The 15,131-nt window shown below is 70.5% G+C and carries 14 protein-coding genes and 2 tRNA genes; 5 read left to right on the top strand and 11 right to left on the bottom strand.

The annotated features are described in order from the left end of the window. Positions 1–18: 18 nt before the first annotated feature. The 4 genes from J2W45_RS03320 to J2W45_RS03305 all read right to left on the bottom strand — a co-directional run bounded on the left by J2W45_RS03320 (position 19) and on the right by J2W45_RS03305 (position 2,994). Positions 19–612, bottom strand: a complete 594-nt coding sequence (locus J2W45_RS03320; RefSeq protein WP_310129002.1) for an ATP-dependent Clp protease proteolytic subunit — start codon at positions 610–612, stop codon at positions 19–21. A 111-nt stretch (positions 613–723) separates the two neighbouring features. Then, positions 724–1,209, bottom strand: a complete 486-nt coding sequence (locus tag J2W45_RS03315) for a tetratricopeptide repeat protein (protein WP_310129000.1) — start codon at positions 1,207–1,209, stop codon at positions 724–726. A 231-nt stretch (positions 1,210–1,440) separates the two neighbouring features. After that, a complete protein-coding gene (gene tig / locus J2W45_RS03310; RefSeq protein WP_310128998.1) occupies positions 1,441–2,859 on the bottom strand; it encodes a trigger factor in 1,419 nt (472 codons plus the stop codon). Positions 2,860–2,919: 60 nt separating this feature from the next. Further along, positions 2,920–2,994: transfer RNA gene (locus J2W45_RS03305), tRNA-Pro, on the bottom strand. 119 nt (positions 2,995–3,113) lie between these two features. On the opposite strand from J2W45_RS03305, the gene J2W45_RS03300 reads away from it, so the two are divergent. Then, positions 3,114–3,184, top strand: a tRNA-Gly gene (locus J2W45_RS03300). Positions 3,185–3,310: 126 nt separating this feature from the next. Beyond that, the gene (locus J2W45_RS03295) at positions 3,311–3,982 is read left to right on the top strand and encodes a hypothetical protein (protein ID WP_310128997.1); all 672 of its coding nucleotides are present in this window, start codon (positions 3,311–3,313) and stop codon (positions 3,980–3,982) included. 3 nt (positions 3,983–3,985) lie between these two features. Here the strand turns inward: J2W45_RS03295 and J2W45_RS03290 are convergent, their stop codons facing one another. Genes J2W45_RS03290 through J2W45_RS03280 form a run of 3 tightly spaced genes read right to left on the bottom strand, consistent with a single transcriptional unit; the run spans position 3,986 to position 6,279 of the window. Beyond that, entirely contained in the window at positions 3,986–4,198 is a 213-nt protein-coding gene (locus tag J2W45_RS03290) for an Rv0909 family putative TA system antitoxin (protein ID WP_310128995.1), read from the bottom strand. 15 nt (positions 4,199–4,213) lie between these two features. Continuing rightward, positions 4,214–4,873: a response regulator transcription factor gene (locus tag J2W45_RS03285; RefSeq protein ID WP_310128993.1), complete on the bottom strand. Its 660-nt coding sequence runs from the start codon at positions 4,871–4,873 to the stop codon at positions 4,214–4,216. 26 nt (positions 4,874–4,899) lie between these two features. Next, positions 4,900–6,279, bottom strand: coding sequence for a sensor histidine kinase (locus tag J2W45_RS03280; protein ID WP_310128992.1), 1,380 nt, complete (start codon positions 6,277–6,279; stop codon positions 4,900–4,902). 158 nt (positions 6,280–6,437) lie between these two features. Between J2W45_RS03280 and J2W45_RS03275 the strand changes: the two genes are divergently transcribed. Together J2W45_RS03275 and J2W45_RS03270 are read left to right on the top strand one after the other, a co-directional pair. Further along, on the top strand, positions 6,438–6,920 hold the full coding sequence (locus J2W45_RS03275; RefSeq protein WP_310128990.1) for a Dps family protein: 483 nt from the start codon (positions 6,438–6,440) through the stop codon (positions 6,918–6,920). Positions 6,921–7,156: 236 nt separating this feature from the next. Further along, entirely contained in the window at positions 7,157–8,434 is a 1,278-nt protein-coding gene (locus J2W45_RS03270; RefSeq protein WP_310128988.1) for an alpha/beta hydrolase, read from the top strand. 357 nt (positions 8,435–8,791) lie between these two features. Here J2W45_RS03270 and J2W45_RS03265 read toward each other — a convergent pair whose 3' ends face one another. The 4 genes from J2W45_RS03265 to J2W45_RS03250 are packed head-to-tail and all read right to left on the bottom strand — an operon-like array spanning position 8,792 to position 12,458. Further along, on the bottom strand, positions 8,792–10,336 hold the full coding sequence (locus tag J2W45_RS03265; protein ID WP_310128985.1) for an amidohydrolase: 1,545 nt from the start codon (positions 10,334–10,336) through the stop codon (positions 8,792–8,794). Beyond that, on the bottom strand, positions 10,333–10,971 hold the full coding sequence (locus J2W45_RS03260) for an FMN-binding negative transcriptional regulator (RefSeq protein ID WP_310128984.1): 639 nt from the start codon (positions 10,969–10,971) through the stop codon (positions 10,333–10,335). Before J2W45_RS03260 ends, J2W45_RS03265 begins: the two co-directional genes overlap by 4 nt. A gap of 9 nt (positions 10,972–10,980) precedes the next feature. Continuing rightward, a complete protein-coding gene (locus tag J2W45_RS03255) occupies positions 10,981–11,970 on the bottom strand; it encodes an Fpg/Nei family DNA glycosylase (protein ID WP_310128982.1) in 990 nt (329 codons plus the stop codon). After that, entirely contained in the window at positions 11,970–12,458 is a 489-nt protein-coding gene (locus J2W45_RS03250; protein ID WP_310128980.1) for a ribose-5-phosphate isomerase, read from the bottom strand. Before J2W45_RS03250 ends, J2W45_RS03255 begins: the two co-directional genes overlap by 1 nt. A gap of 113 nt (positions 12,459–12,571) precedes the next feature. Here J2W45_RS03250 and pepN point away from each other — a divergent pair, with 113 nt between their 5' ends. After that, on the top strand, positions 12,572–15,118 hold the full coding sequence (pepN, locus tag J2W45_RS03245) for an aminopeptidase N (protein ID WP_310128978.1): 2,547 nt from the start codon (positions 12,572–12,574) through the stop codon (positions 15,116–15,118). Positions 15,119–15,131 lie beyond the last annotated feature (13 nt).

Here is a 15,131-nt window from a genome sequence, read left to right as displayed (position 1 = left end):
TTGTCCTTCCGCGGTCGTTCAGTTCTTCTCCGGCTCGGTGCCGCCGCCGCCGGCGACGTCGAGCGCCGACTCGCGGATGTGGTCGACGAAGCCGTACTCCAGTGCCTGCTGCGCGGTGAACCAGCGGTCGCGGTCGCCGTCCTCGTTGATCTGCTCGACGGTCTTGCCGGTCGCGGCCGCGGTGATCTCGGCGAGGCGGTTCTTCATGTCGATGATCAGCTGAGCCTGCGTCTGGATGTCGCTCGCGGTGCCGCCGAAGCCGCCGTGCGGCTGGTGGAGCAGCACGCGTGCGTTCGGGGTGATGTACCGCTTGCCCTTGGTGCCCGCGGTGAGCAGCAGCTGGCCCATCGAGGCGGCCATGCCGATGCCGACGGTGACGATGTCGTTCGGGACGAACTGCATCGTGTCGTAGATGGCCATACCGGCGGTGATCGAACCGCCCGGGGAGTTGATGTAGAGGTAGATGTCCCGCTTCGGGTCCTCCGCGGCCAGGAGGAGCAGCTTCGCGGCGATCTCGTTCGCGTTCTCGTCCCGGACCTCGGAGCCGAGCCAGATGATGCGGTCCTTCAGCAGTCTGTCGAAAACGTTGGGCTGGATACCCATGTCGGCCATGTTCGCTCCATTTCCTTTGTCGCTTGGCATTGAATCTATCGGAGCGCCGAGCCGGTTTCCGTGCTGTTCGCCCTCGGCAGAGAGCGGTGTCGCGGCGGGTGGGCCGCGCGCCTAGTCGTCGTCGAGCGCGGCGGCGTAGGCGGTCACGGCGCGGCCGTAGCGCGGCAGGTGCGGAACGAGCGCCTCCAGCGCCTCGCGGAGGGCGTCGGCCGCCATCCCGTCGTCGAACAGCGCCAGCGCCGCGAACGCCCGGGCGGCGTCGGCGAGGGGATGGTCCGGCTCGGCCGCGAGGAAGTCGCGCAGCAGGGCCAGCGCCTCCGGCGACCGGTCGAGGTTGCGGAGCGTGCTGGCGAGCTGCACGATCGCCTGCCCGCGGTACGGCTCGGCGAGGCCGTGGGCGAGCGCCGCGCGGTAGAACGGCTCGGCGTCCGCCTGGAGGCCGGCGAAGTCGCGGGCGCTCGCGGACTCGAACAGCGCCTCCGGGTCGCTGGCGGGACGCTCGGCGACCAGGGCGTCGATCGCCGCGAGCGTCGCATCCTCCCCCGCGTCGTCGGCCGCCGCCCACACCGCATCCACCCGCCGCCGCCAGTCGTCCATCCGCGTCTCCTCCGTCTTGTGGCCGTGCCCGCGCCCGTGCCCGTGCTCGTGCCCGTGCCCGTGCCCGTGCCCGCGCCTGAGCCCGTGCCCATCGTGGCAGATCGCGAGCCGCGCATCCATGGGTCGCGACACGCCGTTATCGCCGGCCCTCAACGGCGTGTTGCGACCCCTGGATGCAGCGAAGCCGGGCCGCGCGGAGAGCGCGGGCCCGGCTTCGGGAGCGAGGGAGGCTTACTTGTCGTCGGCCTTCTTCTTGGTGGAGCGCTTCTTCGGCTTCTCCGCGGGAGCCTCCTCGGCGGCGGGCTCCTCGGCGGGCGCCTCGTCGGCCGCGGGGGCCTCGTCGGAGGCTGCGGCGTCGTCGGACTCGTCGCCGTCGGCGATCGCGGTGAACTCGGCCAGGTCGACCGGCTTGCCGTTGCTGTCGACGACCTTCACCTTTCCGAGGATGATCGCGAGCGCCTTGTTGCGGGCGACCTCGCCGACCATCGACGGGATCTGGCCGTTCTCGCTGAGGATCTTCACGAACTCGTTCGGGTCCATGCCGTACTGAGCGGCGCCCTGGACGAGGTACTGGGTGAGCTCGTCCTGGCTGACCTTGACGTCGTTCTCCTGCGCGACCTCGTCGAGGAGGATCTGCGTGCGGAAGGTCTTCTCGCTGGACTCCTTGACCTCGGCGCGGTGCACGTCGTCCTCGAGGCGGTTCTCCTGCTCCAGGTGACGGTGCACCTCGTCCTCGACGAGCTGCTCGGGGACCGGGATCTCGACCAGCTCGAGGAGCTTGTCGACCAGCTGGTCGCGGGCGGCCGTGCCCTGGCCGAACACCTTGGCGCGCTCGACCTGCGTGCGCAGGCTCTGGCGCAGCTCGCCGATGGTGTCGAACTCGCTGGCGATCTGGGCGAAGTCGTCGTCGGCCTCGGGGAGCTCGCGCTCCTTGACGGCGTTCAGCGTGACGGTGATCTGCGCGTTCTCGCCCTCGTGGTCGCCGCCCATGAGCGGGGCCTCGAAGGTGGTGGTCTCGCCGGCGGTCAGCGTGTCGAGCGCCTCGTCGATGCCGTCGATGAGCTCGCCGGAGCCGATCTCGTACGAGATGTTGGCCGCGGTGTCGACCTCCTCGCCGCCGATCTCGGCGGTCAGGTCGATCTGCGCGAAGTCACCGGTCTTGGCGGGACGGTCGACGGTCACGAGCGTGCCGAAGCGGCTGCGGAGCCGGTCGAGCTCCTCCTCCACGTCGTCCACGCCCACCTCGGCCGCATCCACCGTGATGGTGATGTCGTCGAAGTCGGGCAGCTTCACCTCGGGGCGCACATCCACCTCGATGGTGAGGAGCAGGTCGCCCGAGAAGTCGCTCTCGTTCGGCCACTCGGTGATGTCGGCCTCCGGACGCCCGAGCGGGCGCACGTCGTTCTCCTCGATGGCACGGCGGTAGAACCCGTCGAGGCCCTCGTTGACCGCGTGCTCCAGGACGGCGGCCTTGCCGACCCGCTGGTCGATGATGGGCGGCGGCACCTTGCCCTTGCGGAAACCGGGGATGGTCACCTGCTCGGCGATGTGCTCGTACGCGTGCTTGATGGACGGCTGCAGCTCCTCCGGCGTCACCGAGATGGTGAGCTTGGTGCGGGTGGGGCTGAGCTTCTCGACCGTGGTCTTCACGATGTCTGGGTTCTCCTGAATGTTCGAACGGTGGTCTTCTCGCAAGGAACGAGGTCCTCGTCGGGGCGACAGGATTCGAACCTGCGACCTCCCGCTCCCAAAGCGGGCGCTCTAGCCAAGCTGAGCTACGCCCCGGCTTGAAGCGGTGCGAAAGACCGTGGTCGAGTCTACTGCACGCCCGCATCCCCCGCGTGTACTACGATGGTCTCCGGCCGTCGCGCAGAAGGCGGCCCGGTGCCGCAACTGCGGCGCTCGGGGATGTAGCTCAATGGTAGAGCCTCAGTCTTCCAAACTGATTACGCGGGTTCGATTCCCGTCATCCCCTCCGTTTTCGCCCGTCGGGCGTGTCTGCCGCCGTTCGTAACGTCTGCGCCCGCGCGAGCAGCCGCAATCGTGACGGAGCACCGCAGTCGCTGGTGCCAACGGCGCGCCGGCGCGGCACAATTCCGTCATGACGGCGACACCCCCGCCTGAGGACGGGCTCACGGATGCGCAGCGCAGCCTGCGCGCGCAGCTGCTCGCGACCGAGCACTGGGGGCTCCTCGCGTCGCGGTCGACGACGCAGAGCGAGGTGCTGACGCGGATCGCGATCTTCCTGACGCTCGTGTCGGCGGGCCTGGTGACGCTCGGGTTCATCGGGCAGGCGAGCGGCTTCCGCGGGTGGTTCGGCGTGGCCGCGCTGGGGGTGCTGTTCGCGCTGGCGCTCCTCGGGCTCGTCACGGAGGTGCGGGCGTTCAACACGGCCAGCGAGGACCTGATGTACGTCGTCGCCATGAACCGGCTCCGGGCGGCGTACGTCGAGCTCGACCCCGGGATCGAGCAGTTCCTGATGGCGTCGGCGCACGACGACGAGGCAGGGGCGCGGCTCACCTACCACTTCTTCTACCCGCGGGGGCCCAGTCCGGTGCTCGGAAGCTCCATGATGATCATCACCATCGTGGAGGCGATCGTCGTCGGTCTCCTCGTCGGAGGGGCGACGTGGGCGCTCGGCGCGCATCCGGTCGTCGCGGCTGTTCTCGGCAGCGTGGTCGGAGTCGCCGTGGTCGTGCTCTCGCTGCTGTGGGGCATGCGCACGTACCGGAAGGCGTTCGCGTCCTACCGGCCGCTGCGGCCAGGCGGCTGACCGCTATTCGTTGCCGACGTGCTTGTCGGCCTGGTCGCGGGCGCCCTCGATCTTGTCGTCGTACTTGCCGCCCATGACCTTCTTGGCGGCGCCGGCGACGCCGTCGAGAAGCTTGTCGCTGACGCCTTCCGCCTGCTCGGAGCTGAGCGCGTCCTTGACCTTCGGGTCGTTCAGGAACTCCTGCGCCTTTTTGGTGATGTCATCGAATCCGGCCATGCGGCCATCCAACACTCAGTGCTGCAGGAAGGCCAGTACCGCGAGCACCCGGCGGTGGTCGTCGCCGGAGTCCTCCAGGCCCAGCTTCTGGAAGATCGACGTGACGTTCTTCTCCACCGCGCCGACGCTGACCACCATGCGGGCGGCGATCGCGGCATTGGTGCGGCCCTCGGCCATCAGCTCCAGCACCTCCCGCTCGCGCGGCGTCAGGGTGGCGAGCGGGTCCGTGCGCCGGGTCAGCAGCTCGCGGACCACCTGCGGGTCGAGCACCGTGCCGCCCGCCGCCACCCGGGAGACCGCATCCCGCAGCTCGTCGAGCGACGCGATCCGGTCCTTCAGCAGGTAGCCGGTGCCGCCCTCGCCGCCGGCCAGCAGCTCCTGCGCGTAGGTGCCCTCGACGTACTGGGACAGCAGCAGGACCGCGATCGAGGGATGCTCGCGCCGGATGCGCAGGGCCGCCCGCACGCCCTCGTCGCGGAACGTCGGGGGCATCCGCACATCCAGCACCGCCACATCCGGCATCAGATCGGGCACCGCCTCCAGCAGCGTGTCCGCGTCGCCGAACGCCCCGACGGTGTCGAACCCGGCCTCGTCGAAGAGCCGGATCAGACCCTCGCGAAGGAGGACGGAGTCGTCCGCGACGACCACACGGAGGGGGACGGATTCGCTCGGCACGCCCCCAGCCTAGAGCGCGGCCGGAGTCAGGCGAGCGGGATGCGCGCCCCGATGCGGGTGGGGCCGCCGGCCGGGCTGTCGACGACCAGCTCGCCACGCAGGCCCCGTACCCGCTCCTCCAGTCCGCGGAGCCCGTGGCCCTCGACCGGCGACGCGCCGCCTCGGCCGTTGTCGGTCAGCCAGACGCTCAGCCAGGCGGCGCCCGACGCATCCACCGACCGATCCAGGAACAGCCGGGCCGCCTGCGCGCCCGAGTGCTTGGCCAGGTTCGCTGCGAGCTCCGCCAGCACGTAGTAGGCGTTCCGCTCGATCTCGGGACTGAACCGCTCCTCCGGCTGCAGCGACGACTCGACGGTCATCGGGATCGGGCTGCGCGCGGCCAGAGACTCGGCGGCGGCCACGAGGCCCCTGTCCTGCAGGATGGGCGGGGCGAACCCGCGCGACAGGGCCCGGAGCTCCTCGAGGGTGTCGCCCGCCTGCTGCCGCGCCTCCGCGAGCAGCGTGGCGGCGGCCTCCGGGTCGTCGGCCAGCTTGCGCTCGGCGGCGGCGATGTCCATCTGCAGCCGGATCAGGCGCTGCTGCGGGCCGTCGTGCAGGTCGCGCTCGAGGCGGCGCAGGGCCTGGTCCTCGGCGGCGACGGCGGCGCCCCGGGAGGCGGACAGGTCGGCGACCTCGCGCTGCAGCGCCTCCGACGGCCACCGGCCCAGCAGTCCGCGCGCCACGGCCTCGTGCGCCAGGGTCAGCCCGCGGGTCACGAACGGCAGGGTCACGGCGAACACGATGCCGGCGATCACGTAGAGGATGCGGTCGCCCACCGTCGGGTCGAACGTCGAGTGCGTGCGGAACACCGCATCCACGACGGTCTGCGACAGGAAGAAGGAGCGGTCGCCCTGCGGGATGAACGGCTCCCAGATCCACCCGGTCAGCCCGCCGAGAGCGACCGACACCCACACGATCGTCAGCGACCAGGAGACGATGCTCACGATCGGGTTGATCAGGATGCCGTGCAGCAGGTAAAGCCAGTAGTGGCCGTTGGCGAAGGGGCCGAAGACGGAGCGCACGAACGTGCGGGGCGTGCCGGGCTTCTCCCAGACCGGGCGCGGGATGGACGGCCGGCCCGCCCAGTCCAGGCGGGTCAGCTCGACCACGCCGAAACCACGCGCGGTGTAGAAGGCGGCGACGATCAGGAAGAAGCCGACGTAGATGACGATGGTGCCGACGCCCGTCCAGAACAGCGACATGAGCACGGAGAGCCCGATGATCGCGATCGGCATGGTCAGCACCAGGAAGCCGAGCTCGCGCGGGACGCCCCGCCACAGCGAGCCGTAGTTCGCTCGGGCGGGACGGGGCTGGGTGGGTGTCACAGCATCCAGCGTGGCAGAGACGGGGGCGGGTTCAGTGGACATGACCTCAGCCTCGCGGGATCGGCGCGCTCACCCCATCCCGGGCGCCTCCGGAACCGTTCGGGGGTTAACCCGACCTCAGTAAGCGCAGCCTTGGCTTCGTTGTCGGAATTCCGTCGGCTCGCTAGCGTTCATGACAGGCAGAAGAAAGGACGCCACCCATGACGGACATCGCCGCAACCCAGAGTGTCTCGAACCCCGACGTCGCGGCCGGAGTCGCGCAGTTCCTCACCCCTGTCGTCATCGACCTGACCGCGATCGTGGTCAACGGCAAGCAGGCGCACTGGCACGTGCGCGGCGCCAACTTCATCGGCGTGCACGAGCTGCTCGACACGATCGTCGACCACGCGCAGGAGTGGGCGGACCTCGCCGCGGAGCGCATCGTCGCCCTCGGCCTCCCCGTCGACGCACGCCTCGGCACCGTGGCCGCGAAGACCACCACGGGCGAGCTCACCGCGGGCTTCCGCCCCTCGAACGAGACCATCGCCGAGGTCATCGCCCAGCTCGACGCCGCCCTCGCCGCCGTGAACACGGCCGTGCGCGAGCTCGCGGAGCTCGACCAGACCAGCCAGGACGTCGCGATCGAGATCGCCCGCGGGCTCGACAAGGACCGCTGGTTCCTGTTCGCCCACATCAGCGAGTAGGGCGCGCGCTTCGACAGGGGCCGTCCGCGAAAGCGGGCGGCCCTTCGTCGTTGGGGCGGTCCGGTGCGCCCCTCGTGGCGTCGCTCGCCGCGTCGCTCGCGCGGCGACGATTTGTGCCAAATCGTGGTTATGGCGGCGCCAGAACCGAGATTTGGCACAAATCGTGTGGGGGGTGGGCGCGCGTCACGCCCGCCGGGTCATGGACACGCGGAGCGCGGCAGCACTACGCTCGCGCCATGATGCGCCGGGTGCTCGTCGCGGGAGGCCTGGTCGCCGTCGCACTGATCGGCCTGCTCGTCGCTCCCGCCGCCGGGGCGGCGCCCATCACCACGTTCGACGTGCTGAAGGCGATGAACGACGAGCAGCAGGAGGCGTACCTCCAGAAGCATCCCGAACTGCTCATCCGGCTCGCCAACACCGACCCCGACGCCGTTCACGACGACTGGGCGTCGATGGATGCGGCCGATCGTGAGGATGCGGTGGAGACGATCCCCGAGATCATCGGCAACCTCGACGGCGTCGACTACCGTGACCGGGACCGCGCCAACCGCCGGGCACTGCGGCAGGCGATCGCGAAGGCGGAGCGGCAGGTCAGCGCGCATCCCGACGACGAGCTGACGAAACGGGTGCTCGGGGCGTTGACGGCCATCCAGAAGACCCTCAAGGGGAAGCGCACGCCCGCGCGGCACCTCATCACCCTGAGCCTCGACCGGCCGCCGCTCGCCGCCATCGCGCTGGGCGACCTGGACAAGGCGTCCGAGATCACGTTCGTGGTGCCCGGGATGGGCACGTACACCGACGACATGCAGCTGTGGACGCAGTCGGCCCAGAACCTGTACGACGAGCAGGGCGAGGTGGGCGCATCCAAACGGCGGGCGGTCGTGTCGTGGATCGGGTACGTCACTCCCCCGCCCGGGCTGGATGCGGCCCTCGGCGACTACGCCGCCCGCGGCGCTCCCCTCCTCACCGACGACCTGCGCGGGATCAACGCAGTGCGCGTCACGAGTCCGCCGCGCTCGCTCAACGTGGTGGCGCACTCGTACGGGACGACGACCAGCGCCAACGCCCTCGCCGACGCGTCGGACCTCGGCGTGTACGCGTTCGTGATGCTCGGGTCCGCGGGCATCGAGAGCCGCATCCCGAACGCGGCCGCGCTGCACACGCGGCACAGCTACGCCGGCGAGGCCGAGGCCGACGGCGAGGCGCGCTTCGGGCGCATCACCCGCCGCGACCCGCGCTCGCCGTCGTTCGGCGCGACGGTCATCAGCGTCGACGGTGACGAGGAGGCCGACCTGCTGCCGGTCACCGGTCACGCGCCGGTGCTGCACTCGCCGTGGAACGACGACCCGCTGTCGTCGGCGTGGTCGGGCATCACCGACACGGTGCTGTTCGAGAAGAAGTACGCCGAGCACCTCGCGCACTACGGCTACCTGGACGCCTACACGGAGTCGCTGCGCAACACCGCCGTGGCGACGACGCCGGGCGCGGACCGGCTGCTGCTGCGAGGGCACTGAGGCGGCGGCTGGGCGCTGCTGTCGCGTGTGAGGGCGAAGATTTGTGCCAAATCGCGGTTATAGCGCCGCGAAAACCACGATTTGGCACAAATGGTGACGAACGGGGACCGTCGCGGGGGCGTGCGCGGGGATCGCGTCGTGGAGGCGAGTGCGAGATTTGTGCCAAATCGCGGTTTTGACGACGTCAGAACCACGATTTGGCACAAATCGTGCCCGAGCTGCGAGGCGTCGGCGTGAGGGCGGTGCGGCGTCCGCGCTGACATTCGTCGCGAATGGCGGGATTGGCGGGGCGGGACGCCGCATTCGGCACGAATGGTGCCCGGACGGCGGGCGCCCGAGGGACGCCGGGCGCGGGGGTCAGCGCAACGCGTCGTGCGTGACGCGGCCCGCGAGGAGGGTGGTGGCGACCGGCATCGTGCGGAGTTCGTCGGGCGACGCCGCCAGCGGGTCGCGGTCGAGCACGGCGAGGTCGGCGGGCTGACCGGGCGACAGGGTGGAGCGGGTGGATGCGCGGAGCGCGACGTCCGCGGGGATCGCCTGCTCGGGGTGCCAGGGCTCGCGGCCGTCGCGGGTGCGGCCGACGGCGGAGGCGATCGCCGCCCAGGGGTCGAGGGGCGCGACGGGGGCGTCGGAGCCGAACGCCAGGCGGGCGCCGGCGGCGTGCAGGTCGGCGAGGGGGAAGGCGCGGCCGCTGCGTCCCTGCCAGAGGCGGTCGGCGACGTCCCGGTCGTCCATGGCGTGCTCGGGCTGCACGCTCGCGGTCACACCGAGGCGGGCGAACCGCGGGACGTCGGCGGGGTCGATCAGCTGCGCGTGCTCGATGCGACCGCCCGCGCTGATCGCGGCGAAGGCGTCCAGCGCCCGGCGGTTCGCCTCGTCGCCGATCGCGTGGACGGCCGGCTCCAGGCCGTGGTCGACGGCGAACCGCATCCGCTCGACGAGCTCCGCGGGCGTGAGGTTGGCGACGCCGTGGCCGCCGTCCGGATAGGCGTGCGAGCACAAGGCGGTGCGGGTGTTGAGCGAACCGTCGGAGATGACCTTGAACGGCCCGACGGTCAGCAGGCCGCCGGTGCCGGGAATGGCTGCGCCCGTCCGCAAGCCCAGACCGGCGGCCCGGTCGAGGTGCTCGCCGTAGATGCCGAACTCCACGCGCAGACCCGCAGCGTCGCCCTCGCCGCCATTCCGGCCGACGCCGTCACCGCCACGCCCGCCGCCGGCGCCCATCCGCCGCATCCACACGTCGAGGTTCCACCCGTACTCGAGGTCGACGATCCCGACCACCCCGCGCGTCGCCGCAGCGCGCGCGGCGTCAGCCGCCCAGCGGTCGAGCGTGGCGTCGTCGGCAGCGGTCAGGAGGCTGGTGACCGCGAAGCTGGCGTCCTCGCGCAGCACGGCGTCCGGGGTGCCGGGAGCGAAACGTCGCGCCGCGGCGCTGTTGAGCCACGAGCAGTGCAGGTCCCCCGCGATCAGGACGACCGGACGGTCCGTCGCCGCGTCGAGCAGCGAACGCGTCGGCTCGTCGGGCCACAGGGCATCGTGGAAGCCGAAGCCGACCAGCACGTCGTCGCCAGAGGCGCCGGAGGCGCCCGCCGCGCGCTCCCGCACCGCCCGCTCCCGCACCAGCGCCGCGGCCTCGGCCGCGGACGCCGCCCGGGACACGTCGAGCCGACGCGCGGTCTGCGCCCACTGGGTGAAGTGGACGTGCTGGTCCCACAGCCCCGGCACGACCCAGCGCCCGTCGAGCGGGATGCGCTCCACGGTCCCGACGTCCGTCGCCGTCCCGGCGGGCTGCACCGCGCTGATCCTGCCCTCGTCGAGCACGACATCCACCAGTCCGTCCACACCGGACACACCGAACGCAGAGACCGCGGGGATCCGGCCCCCGGCGAGCACCACCGTCATCGTGCCGCGCGTCGCCGCTCGTGCACGATCCGCATCTCGCGGAGCAGCCCCTCGCTCGCGTACGGGCTGTCGCCGCCGAGCTCGGACATGATCGTGTCGACGATGTGGTCCGGGCGGTTCTGGCTCATCTTCTGCTTCGCGACCACGCGGGTGGGCGTCAGGCGCAGACCCACCGTGCCGGAGGCGATGCGGTCGGCGTACTCCGAGTCCTTGAGGGTGCCCCGCATCCGCCGCGGCGACGGGAGCGCATCCTCGAAGTGGTCGACCAGGCGCTCCAGCACCTCGAGGTTCTCCTCGTCGCTCAGGATCTCCGGGACGCCGGAGAAGTGCGCGGCGATGAAGTTCCAGGTCGGCACGGCGGGCTTCTCGTCGTACCAGCCGGAGGAGATGTACCCGTGCGGGCCCTGCACGACGATGAGCAGTTCGTGCTGCCCGAGCTCGTGCAGCTGCTCGTCCGGCCGTCCGAGGTGCGCGAGCAGGCTCAGCTCCGCCCGCGTCTCGTCGAGGAGGACCGGGTAATGCGAGGCGACGAGTCCGGTCGAGGGGGCGCTGACGAACGTGGCCCACGGGTTCTCGCGCACAAGCCGTTTCAGCTCGTCGGGGTCGCCCAGGGTGAAGCTCGGGTTCTGTCGCATCGCGCCCTCCTAGGCCTGGTCCACCGGGCACCAATACAGCTTGCGGCCGCCCAGCTCCTCCATGAGGATGTTGGTCCCGCACACCCGGCACGGGAGGCCTTCGCGCTTGTAGACCCAGTGCCGGTCGTCGCGGCTGGCCATCGCCTTGCGGTACGACTCCTCGTCGAGGTCGTCCATCGTCATCATCTGCCCGGTCTCGACACCGATGCGCAGCAGGTGCACCCAGTCGCGCCACAGCGCCCGCACCGTCTCCTCCGGCACCTTCTTGCCGGGCGTGTGCGGGTTCTGCCGGGCGCGGAACAGCAGCTCGGCGCGATAGACGTTGCCGATGCCGCTGACCACACTCTGATCCATCAGCAGCAGGGCGATCGAGGTGGGCTTGCGCCGGACGATCGAGACGAAGCGGTCCTCCGCCTCCTGGCTGGCGTCGACCTGCGGGTCCGGTCCGAGCTTCGCGATCACCGCATCCACCTGGGCCGGGTCGAGCACCTCGCAGGCGGTCGGTCCGCGCAGGTCGGCGACCGCGCTGTCGGTGAGGAGCCGCACGCGCACCTGGCCGATCGGCTCGGGCGGGAACGACGTGATCTCGGCCTCCACCTTCTCCGACTCGGCCATGCGCAGGCGTGTGCGTCGGGGCGCGCCGATCGAGTGGAGGGAGTTCTCGCCCGCCGCGTCGAGGATCGGCTCGCCGAGGTCGGTGCCGCGCTGGTTGGTCTGGCCCATCCGTCCGTTCGCGCTCGCGATCGTCGGGTCGATGCTGATGTCGCCCGCGAAGTCCCAGGCGCCGTAGAGGCCGAGGTGGACGCGAAGCCACAACTCGTTGTCGAACTCGAGGAACATCTGCTTGCCGACCGCGCGCGCATCCGTCATGACGTGGCCGTCGATGCGCGTCGCATCGGCCGCGAACCGGCCCTGCGGGGACGACACGGCCACGCGGTGGCCGACGAAGTTGACGGCGAACTGCCGCGCGATGCGGTGGACGGAGTGGCCTTCGGGCATCAGTGGTCCACGTTCTTGCCCGCGATGTCGCCGGTGGCCTCGTACTCCGCCAGCTGGGCGATGCGGCGCACATGCCTCTCCTCGAACGAGAACGGCTCGGCGATGAACGCGTCGATGAAGCCCGTGGCCTCCTCGACCGTGTGCTGCCGGGCGCCGATGGCGATGACGTTGGCGTCGTTGTGCTGCCGGGCGAGCAGCGCGGTCGACTGGCTCCACACCAGCGCTGCGCGCACCCCGCGCACCTTGTTCGCCGCGATCTGCTCGCCGTTGCCCGAACCGCCGAAGACGATGCCGAGCGCCTCGACGCCGGCCTGCTGGTCGCGGACCACGGCGGCCGCCGCGTTGATGCAGAACGCCGGGTAGTCGTCGATCGGGTCGTACTCCGTCGGACCGTGATCGATCACCTCGTGACCCGCCGCGCTCAGGTGCTCCTGCAGATGCGTGCTGAAGTCGAGGCCGGCGTGGTCGGTGGCGATGTGGATGCGCATATCCACAGTTTAGGGAGGACCGCCGACCCTCGACGGCTCGGTGGCTAAGGTGGGTGCGGTGGACACGATCCACACGTTCGACCTCTTTAGTCATCCCCTCGAAGGAGCCAGCGTTGCCCGGAGAAAACCTCACCCGCATCGAAGCGCAGGAGCGTGCGTCGCTCGTCCGCACCCACAGCTACGACGTCAGGCTCGACCTGACCACCGGGCCGGAGACGTTCCGCAGCACGACGACGGTGCGCTTCTCGGCGAAGGAGGGCGCGTCGACCTTCATCGACGCGATCACGCGGACGGTGCACGCCGTCACCCTGAACGGCGTCCAGCTCGACCCCTCCACGGTGAGCGACGGCGTGCGCATCCAGCTCGACGGTCTCAAGGACGAGAACGAGCTGACCGTCGACGCCGACGCGGTCTACACCAACACCGGCGAGGGCCTGCACCGCTTCGTCGACCCGGTCGACGGCGAGGTGTACCTCTACAGCCAGTTCGAGGTGCCGGACTCGCGGCGCATGTTCGCCGTGTTCGAGCAGCCCGACCTCAAGGCCGAGTTCACCTTCACCGTCACCGCACCGGAGCACTGGGCGGTCGTCAGCAACTCCCCCACCCCGGAGCCGCAGGCGGCGGGTGACGGTAAGAAGGTCTGGTCGTTCGCGCCGACCCCGGTCATCTCCTCCTACATCACCGCGCTCGTCGCGGGCCCCTACGAGTCGGTGCACAGCGAGCTCACCAGCCGTGACGGCCGCACCATCCCGCTCGGCGTCTACACCCGCAAGAGCCTGGCCGAGTTCCTCGACGCCGACTACATCTTCGACAAGACGCGCGAGGGCTTCGCGTTCTACGAGGAGCGCTTCGACTACGCCTACCCGTTCGAGAAGTACGACCAGCTGTTCGTGCCGGAGTTCAACGCCGGCGCGATGGAGAACGCCGGTGCGGTGACCTTCACCGAGACCTACGTGTTCCGGTCGAAGGTCACGGACGCGATCAAGGAGCGCCGCGTCGTCACGATCCTGCACGAGCTGGCGCACATGTGGTTCGGCGACCTGGTCACCATGAAGTGGTGGAACGACCTCTGGCTGAACGAGTCGTTCGCCGAGTACGCGTCGACGCTCGCGACCGCGGAGGCCACCGAGTGGACCGAGGCATGGACGACGTTCGCCGCGATGGAGAAGAGCTGGGCGTACCGTCAGGACCAGCTGCCCTCGACGCACCCGATCGTCGCGACGATCAACGACCTCGAGGATGTGCAGGTCAACTTCGACGGCATCACCTACGCGAAGGGCGCCTCGGTGCTCAAGCAGCTGGTGGCGTGGGTCGGCCAGGACGACTTCCTCGCGGGCGTCGCGCAGTACTTCAAGAAGCACGCGCACTCGAACACCGAGCTCAAGGACCTGCTGGTCGAGCTCGAGGCCACCAGCGGCCGCGACCTGACCGGATGGTCGGAGAAGTGGCTGGAGACCGCGGGCGTCAACACCCTCCGTCCCGAGCTGACGGTGGATGCGGACGGCACGATCACCTCGTTCGCCGTGCTGCAGTCGGCGGCGTCCGACTACCCGACCATCCGCCCGCACCGCCTCGCGATCGGCCTCTACAACCTCCGCGACGGCAAGTTGACGCGCGACGAGCGCTTCGAGCTCGACGTCGACGGGGAGCGCACCGAGGTCGCCGACCTCGTCGGCACCCGCCGCCCCGATCTCGTGCTCATCAACGACGACGACCTCGCCTACGCGAAGATCCGTCTCGACGAGCAGTCGCTCGCGGTCGCGATCGAGCACCTGTCCGACATCGAGAGCCCGCTCGCCCGCTCCCTGGTCTGGGGCGCGGTGTGGGATGCGACCCGCGACGCCGAGACGAGCGCGAGCGACTACGTGCGCCTGGTGCTCGGGAACATCGCCTCGGAGACCGAGTCGACCACCATCCGCACCACGCTGAACCAGCTCGTGCTCGCCGCGACGGCCTACGTCGCGCCGGAGCGCCAGAAGGAGACCGCCCAGGGCGCAGCCGACGCTCTGTGGGAGCTGGCCAAGGGCGCGGCAGCGGGTAGTGACGCACAGTTCCAGTTCGTGAAGTTCTTCGCCGCGCTGGCCTCCACCGACGAGCAGCTGTCGACGATCGCCGCACTCCGCGACGGCTCGGTCACCCTCGACGGTCTGACCGTCGACACCGACCTCTCGTGGGAGCTGCTGATCGCGCTGGTCGCCGGCGGCGCCGCGGGCACCGCCGAGATCGACGCGGCACTCGCCGCGGACAACACCGCGAACGGCGGCCAGTTCGCCGCGCAGGCCCGCGCGAGCATCCCGACGCTCGAGGGCAAGCAAGCGGCGTGGGACTCGGTGTTCGCCTCGGACGCCCTGCCGAACACGATCGTCCGGTACACCGGCATCGGGTTCCAGCGCGCCAAGGACAAGTCCGTGCTCGCGCAGTTCGTCGAGCCGTACTTCGCCGCCCTGCAGGGCATCTGGACCTCGCGCACCTACAAGATCGCGGAATACCTGGTCGAGGGCATGTACCCGGCGCCGCTCGCGAACGAGGAGCTGCGGGATGCGACCCGCGCCTGGCTCGACGCGAACCCGGAGCCGGCCGCCCTGCGCCGCATGGTGGTCGAGAACCTGGCAGGCGTCGAGCGCGCGCTCGCGGCTCAGAGGCGGGACGCCGCCGCCTGATCGGAGCCGAGCG

The organism is Leifsonia shinshuensis, assembly GCF_031456835.1.
GTDB classification, from domain to species: Bacteria; Actinomycetota; Actinomycetes; order Actinomycetales; family Microbacteriaceae; genus Leifsonia; species Leifsonia shinshuensis_C.
Note: the sequence above shows the minus strand (reverse complement) of the source record. Positions and strands in the feature narration are given on the sequence as shown.